This window comes from bacterium (assembly GCA_037131655.1).
Classification (GTDB): domain Bacteria; phylum Armatimonadota; class Fimbriimonadia; order Fimbriimonadales; family JBAXQP01; genus JBAXQP01.
The window spans coordinates 1-6841 of sequence record JBAXQP010000150.1 but is presented as its reverse complement, the minus strand read 5'-3'; the positions used below and the strand labels follow the sequence as shown (position 1 = coordinate 6841).

The window sequence follows — 6841 nt, the reverse complement described above, 5'->3', positions numbered from 1 at the left end:
GTATAAGGCTGCTTATTATAAGGGCGGCGGCACTTATTCTCTCTATGCCAATGGCACAAGCGTTCCGCCGGTTGCTGGCATAGCTTCTAATTGCGGCGGAACAGGTACCTGGGATGGAACTATCTATGGCTTTTTGGAGCAAAATGGCACAAAAGACATGATGGGCAACGTTTGGGAGTGGAACGAGGCTAATACGTATATCGGCGGGAATGTCGCTTGGCGCGGCCTGCGTGGTGGGTCGTACACCTACGACCTCTTCGGCGCCGGCGTCTGCGCGCAGTCGACGTCCCGCTACGACTACAGCCCTATTTACGAGTTCAACTCCGTCGGGTTCCGTGTTGTCCAAATTGTTCCTGAGCCATCATCAATTATTGCCTTGCTGGGAGGTTTGACGGGACTTATTGGGCTGAGACGACGTAAGGCGTAACCCTTTTACCGTTATCAAGCCTGCCAAGACTTATGTTTCGGCGGGCTTCTTCTCTTTATGCGCTGATGCAAATTCAGAGCTGTAATGATTTTTCAGCGTTTAGCCGGCTAACATTTATAGGGGTTATTGGCGTATGCTATAATGGCGGTGCAGGCGGGCGTAGCTCAGTGGATAGAGCGCTTTCCTCCGGAGAAAGAAGTCGGTGGTTCGAATCCACTCGTCCGTACTCTTTATGGAAGATACTTTCCTACCGCCTCCTATCAATACCATTTGCATATAAGGAGGATTCCCGTGATCGGTAAAAAAATGCATGAAGCTCTACAGAAGCAGCTCAATATGGAGTTGTATTCGTACTATCTGTATATGGCAATGTCTGCCCACTTCAATGATATCAACCTGAAAGGATTTGCCAACTGGCTTCGAATTCAGGCGCAAGAAGAAATGATCCATTCGATGAAATTCTTTGATCAGCTCCTCGATCGACGAGCCAAAGTCACGCTCTTTGCCATCGATGCTCCGCCATCAACCTGGAAAAGTCCTCTTGCGGCATTTGAAGATGCTTTTGCGCATGAGGAGAAGGTAACGGCTTCTATCAACGAACTCAGCAGTCTGGCAATCGCAGAGAAGGACCACGCGTCCAGTATCTTTCTAGAGTGGTTCGTGACCGAACAAGTCGAAGAACTTTCCTCTGCAGACGCAATCATCCAGGATCTAAAGTTAATCGGAGATGATAAAGGCGCTCTATTCTTCATAGACCGAGAACTTGCCAAACGAGTCCTAACCCTCGCCGCCAATACTACAGCAGCGCCTTAGGATTGGTTAGCTGGAAAATAATAAACCTACAGGCGACCCCTATGGGTTGCCTGTACTATTTAGGTTATAGTTAACTGTGTGATTCCAAGGGGTGTCTCGTGCTTACCGGATTACCTCCCCCTCTCTTCCTTTCATCAGGATGCGTTTGTTGAGTTCAGGCGGGATAAAACGGGATATACAAGCTAGCTATTATGTAAATATATTAGTGATAGCAAGGAAATTAGCGGCTGAGTTAAAATATTAGGTCATAATATGATTCCTACGCGATTCGCGGATGGTTGGGAGGAAATTGGTTGATGAAATTTGACCCATCGGTTCCAAAGATATTAGGAGAGCTTAACGAGCGCTGTCCGGGCGTTAAGTTGCTGTCTTTGGGTCAAACTATCTTCTGGGATGAGCCGATGAAGGCCAGTATTCGACTCATGCTCGATCAATTGGGCATGCAGACCACCATGATCGCTGGCATCCACGATACCGATTACTTTGCGAAGCTTAAAACCGCTCATGTCGACGAGCACAAGTTTATAATTGTCCCCCATAACGACGCTTCCACACGCGGTCTCTGGTCGGCGGCGTGCGAAGTTGCGAGGCTGTTCGGCAGTGAGACGGTTATCACTCGTGAACGCTATCAACAGGCGGGAGTTCCCATTGACCGGGTCGCGCGGTATTACTCCGGTGGACGCGAAGTCTTGCTCGAACAAATCACGGAGGCGTGGGGTTGGCGCGGACTGGTCTATACCGGCGATTCGACCCTGGTTCCGCACAATCTTCCTATTCGAGAAGTGGCCGAACCTCTCAGAGAACTTCTTGAATGGGCTTTTAACGGCACCTATGAGTCAATCACAAGTAAGGAGATCAGAGAAAAGGCACAGGAGATTGGGGATGGGTTATTAAAAAATGTAACTGATCACGCCGAGCAATTCCCAGACTGGACCCTCTCACAACTCTATCAACACTTGATAAGCGATTTTTACGAGATGCTGTTGGGTTACAAACCGACGAACTTCGAAGTCGAATGCTCGGCGCACATGCTGATTTTGAACAAGGAAACAGCAAAGCTTCCCAGGTTCGAATTTGTCGATCTGTTCCTAAGACCGGAAACTCGTGCGATATGCGAAAAGGCCTATAACGAAGCGGTTGCCGACTCGGAGATTTATACCCTCGATCGCTTCGGCGAAGGAGCGATTCCTTTCGATTTAGTGCTTCCCAATGATGGCCGCGGCACGCTCAGGATTACTGATAACCAATTAGTGGCGTTAACCCCCGAACCTCGATTTGTTACACTCAAACACCCCATCCGAAGCGTTCATGATCTGGCCGAGGTGCTGGTCGAAAACTTTGGCGATCATGCGACGGTGGTCGGTAAAGCCGTCAGCCTTATCAGCATGCTTGCCAATGAGTTCATTTTTGTCTTCAACGAGACGGGTTCCGGTTATGTCTGGCGAACACGCAAGATGAATGAAATTCTAGCTGCAAATGGCATTAATTTGAATAGTAATCCTATTTTAAGGGTCAAATATCACACATGGGATTCACTGACCGTTCCGAGCACATGGTTCCAACTGCCTGAACATCTGACGGAGACGTTCGGGCAGAAAGAAATCAGTTCAAGTTCTTTTGCTCATCGTTGGGAGGCAGTCGTTGAAACTCAGAAGCAGGTATTGGCTCGAATCTCAAAAACCCACCGAATTCGCGACCTGATCAGTACTCTCCAGGAGCTAGTTGGAGGTCATTGGGAAACTTTGGCGGATGAGTATAGCCGTCTTCAGCAAGAGCTAAGCCAGCGCCATTCCAAGCAGAAACAGGGACAAGAGTATATCAACGAACTTTACGATCGCATCCGTCGATACAAGCGAGAGTATGTCGAATTGGAGAAAGAAAAGGGCGATAATTTCCGAGCGATCCTCCAACCGCTTCAACTGAAGCTAACTGAATTTAACGATTTGAACCCAATTGAGATGGAGATTGCCTCGATTGAAGCGATGCGAAAGATCAAATTCGATGACCGGTTAAAGTCAATTCTTAAAGATAGAGCGGCAGCCCACGATGAGATCATGCGAATTCGACAGGAAAGAGAAGAGCGCGAGCGTAATCCTGAAGCGATTAAGATGCGTGAGAGACGACGAAATATCGTCCGTGAAGCAGAGCTTGCCCGCATCCACCTGGTGCGCAATGCCATCCTTTCAAGCGAAGGGCTAACCCACCCCGACCACCGCCCCACCGCCTGGTGGCTCCCCATGGTCTGTCCCAAAGGTTGTTGGTTCGAACAAATAGTAGAAACCGCCGAGCTATACTTGGAAGAGTTAAAATAGAATTAATCGGCCTTTTTGAATTGATAAAAAATCATCAAGGAGATTAGATTATGTTAAATGCAGGAAAAGTGCGTTGGGTGGTTCTTCTTTGCTTATTTTTTATTTTAGTGGCTGCTGCTATCGGATGGCGAGTTCTTTATGAACCGAAATACCAAGCGGGGCCTTCCAGCAATTCGATATTTGTCATCGCACCCTATTGGTATAGCGCTACATGGGTCTTCGATGACCCCAATACCGGGCTTAATAAAGAACCGTTTATCGCTGGTGTGCCTGAGATGATTAATGCGTTGGTCAAAGACATCCCAGATGCCAAGAAGGGCTTCCGGTTGACTTTCTCCGCTCAACCCTTTCCCAACTATCAAGCCAAACTGACATGGCTGAGAGGCGATAAAACCGGCAACTACTATCGCCTCGACAATCCACCTATCGAAGGCTGGCTCTGCCCCGCCATGTTCAAATTCTACACCTCCGCCCCCAAAGAGCTCTATGTAAAAGCCGAGGCGAAGAAGGAGTAACCTGCCTAACTTCATTCTTCCCATTCAAAGTCACATCGATATTGAATCTGCTCGAAGGTTTGCGGTAAGGTTCAAGCATGCCAATTAGTGATCGTGAAAATTTTCTGCGGGCGATTGAATTTCGGTATCCGGAATGGATACCGGTGGGCGCTAATTCTTTGAGGGCGACTTGGGCTAAGTATCGGGAGGATTTGGAAGACCTTTACATTCGCCACCCAAAGATATTCGGCAACTACGAACGCGGCAGCTATAACTGGAACAATTTTGAACCTGCCTATACGGAAGGCGAATACTACACCGATGAATGGGGGTGTGTTTGGCATAACCTACAAACCGGTCTGCTTGGGCAGTGTGTAGGTCATCCCTTAGCCGACTGGAGCGCATTTGATAATTACCAAGCGCCGGATCCGATTAGCGGCACAGATTGGGAACAACATAAGCGCAATGTTGCTGAGAATAAAACGCGTGGGGAATTGACCATGGGTTATGGGGGAACCCTTTTTGACCTCCTCTATGCCCTCCGTGGATTCGAGAATTTAATGATGGATTTTGCCACCGACGAACCCCGATTGCCTGAGCTAATCCAGATGGTTCAAAACTATAACCTGAAGAAGATAGAAAAGTTCACGGGTGCTGGGGTGGATGTGATAAATTTCCATGGTGACATTGGAACCCAGCGTGGACCGATGATCAGCCCAGCGGCATTTCGAAAGTATGTCAAACCCTGGTACAAAACCATCTGGCAAGCATGTCGGCAAGGGGGAGCGCACGTTTATTATTCCTGTGACGGCAATCTGCTATCGCTAGTTGATGAGCTTATCGAATGCGGCATGACCCTCCACGACCCCCAATCCCGCGCCAACACGCTTGAAGGCATCCGCGACACTTACATTGGTAAAGTCTGCTTTAAACTCGACCTCGACCAACAAGTCATTATGCCCTTTGGCACCCCCGCTGAGGTCAAGTCCTACATCAAACACGCCGTCAATATGCTAAACGATCCCAAAGGCGGCTTCATGATCATGTTCGAAGTCCAACCCGCCTACCCATTAGAAAACATCGAAGCGGCCTGCGAAGTGTTGGAAGAAGTTTGTCTGGCGAACATGTAGTCTACGAAGAATAAATCAGTTAGGCAGTCTGGCTGATAAAACCGCCAGACTGCCTAATATGTATTTAAACGCCACTTTTACAGATATGCTTGAGCGTAATCTTCACCGGCATTATGGGCATTTAAGAAGGCTATGAGTTCGGCTTGGAGCTTTTTAATCACTTCAGGGTTAGCTTTAGCTATATTGCGGGTCTGATTTGGGTCCGTTTTGCGGTCATAAAGCTCTGCTTCTTTTGAACCGGTATACAGTATCGCCGTATGGGTTGGTGTGGCGATCGTTACTGGTGGGTAATTTTCCCTGTCGGTAGGTTCAATAATCTCATGAAACCGGGTTGAATATATGGTCTCATGGCAGGTATCTGATTCGCCATTCAGCACCGACTTCCATGATTTGCCGTCAGTTGGAGGCGAAGATACTCCGGCGAGATCGAGCACCGTCGGAAAGATGTCTGCGGGCTGACAAAGAGCGTTGCTGATTTTGGGCGCATTTTCGGATGGGGTCCAAATGAGGAGCGGTAGAGCGCTGATTTCTTCGTACATTGGCCACGGATCAGAATCGATGAGTGTGTGCTTGCCGCAGCGATTGCGCTCACCGATGTACATTCCATGGTCGGACAAAAGGATCACGCACGTGTTTTCAAACAGACCCATCAGCTCAATCTGCCTCAGCAAATGGCCGACCCATCGGTCAGTGAGCGTCACTTCGGCGGCATAACAATCTCTTATGTGCTGAAGGGCTTCAGGGGTATAGATGTCGGTGTAACCATAACTCGGATAGGTGTAATCGGGGCCGGTATAATTTTTGGCATAGAGGTCGGTATAGTACTGAGGCGCCCGCCAATCCTCATGGATTTCGAACGTATCCACCCACAAGAACCACTTGTCACGCGCGGAGTTGTCTTCGAGCCATTGACATGCCCGCATCATGGTTCGGGCGACGAACCAGTCCTCCTCATGCCGATAATGCGAGGTTGCCATGCGATCGCTAAGAAATCCCCACGAGTTCGACCGATAATGCTCGCGCGGAACGGGCACCACGATATCCTCCGGCTTAATGCCGTCATCCACATCTTTCTTGATGAAATGGCACTCATTGAAGTGGTCGGGAAATCCGGCGCCAATCATATGTTCTGTATCAACGACTAGTCCGGTGAAGTAACCTGCCTCTTTCAAAATCTCCGAAAACTTCGGCTGGTCAGCTTTCGGCTTCTCCCACCCATAATGGGGCCAATTAATCGCACCCGTGAAGCTATCGTTACGCATCGGCAGCGTCGGAAATGAACCGATATAAGCCGAATCAAATCGCACCGCCCGCTTGGCATAATAGTCAATACAAGGCGACATCACCCAATCCGACCCATAACATCCCAAAGCATCCTTCCGAAGCGTATCAAGGCAAATAACAATTGTGTTCATAATTCTATTATATCCTTCGCCAGATTTAATATCGAGTTCTTCGCAGCGCCAACTCCTGAATCTTTCTTTTCGGATGTAGGGGCAGGGCTTGCCCTGCCCCTACAATCAAAACTCACGTCACCCTGAGCGCAGTCGAAGGGTCTTCCGGAAAAGCTCCGGCAGCGCCGCTTCGCTCTGCTACCGAAGCATCGGAATCCCTAATCAGTCGTCCTAAGTGATCGGATATGAGAGTGGTAAAGCCTATCATTCC

General features: G+C 48.9%; 6 protein-coding genes and 1 tRNA gene. 6 read left to right on the top strand and 1 reads right to left on the bottom strand.

Features of this window, described 5'->3' with window-relative positions; translation table 11 throughout:
- The 6 genes from WCO51_08055 to WCO51_08030 all read left to right on the top strand — a co-directional run.
- A partial coding sequence (locus WCO51_08055; protein ID MEI6513211.1) for a PEP-CTERM sorting domain-containing protein occupies positions 1-427 on the top strand: 427 nt, incomplete at its 5' end.
- A 153-nt stretch (positions 428-580) separates the two neighbouring features.
- Positions 581-653: transfer RNA gene (locus WCO51_08050), tRNA-Arg, on the top strand.
- 65 nt (positions 654-718) lie between these two features.
- A complete protein-coding gene (locus tag WCO51_08045; protein MEI6513210.1) occupies positions 719-1240 on the top strand; it encodes a ferritin in 522 nt (173 codons plus the stop codon).
- Between the two features lie 293 nt (positions 1241-1533).
- Complete coding sequence (locus tag WCO51_08040) at positions 1534-3552, top strand: hypothetical protein (GenBank protein MEI6513209.1); 2019 nt, start codon at positions 1534-1536, stop codon at positions 3550-3552.
- A gap of 50 nt (positions 3553-3602) precedes the next feature.
- Positions 3603-4067 carry a DUF6717 family protein gene (locus WCO51_08035; protein MEI6513208.1) on the top strand — a complete coding sequence of 155 codons (465 nt, stop codon included), beginning with the start codon at positions 3603-3605 and terminating at the stop codon, positions 4065-4067.
- 77 nt (positions 4068-4144) lie between these two features.
- Positions 4145-5176: a uroporphyrinogen decarboxylase family protein gene (locus WCO51_08030; protein MEI6513207.1), complete on the top strand. Its 1032-nt coding sequence runs from the start codon at positions 4145-4147 to the stop codon at positions 5174-5176.
- Positions 5177-5253: 77 nt separating this feature from the next.
- Here WCO51_08030 and WCO51_08025 read toward each other — a convergent pair whose 3' ends face one another.
- Positions 5254-6591: a sulfatase gene (locus WCO51_08025; GenBank protein ID MEI6513206.1), complete on the bottom strand. Its 1338-nt coding sequence runs from the start codon at positions 6589-6591 to the stop codon at positions 5254-5256.
- Positions 6592-6841: the final 250 nt, after the last annotated feature.

Coding starts and splice junctions, on each gene's coding strand:
- WCO51_08035 (MEI6513208.1), top strand. CDS start 3,603: ATGTTAAATGCAGGAAAAGTGCGTTGGGTGGTTCTTCTTTGCTTATTT.
- WCO51_08030 (MEI6513207.1), top strand. CDS start 4,145: ATGCCAATTAGTGATCGTGAAAATTTTCTGCGGGCGATTGAATTTCGG.
- WCO51_08025 (MEI6513206.1), bottom strand. CDS start 6,591: ATGAACACAATTGTTATTTGCCTTGATACGCTTCGGAAGGATGCTTTG.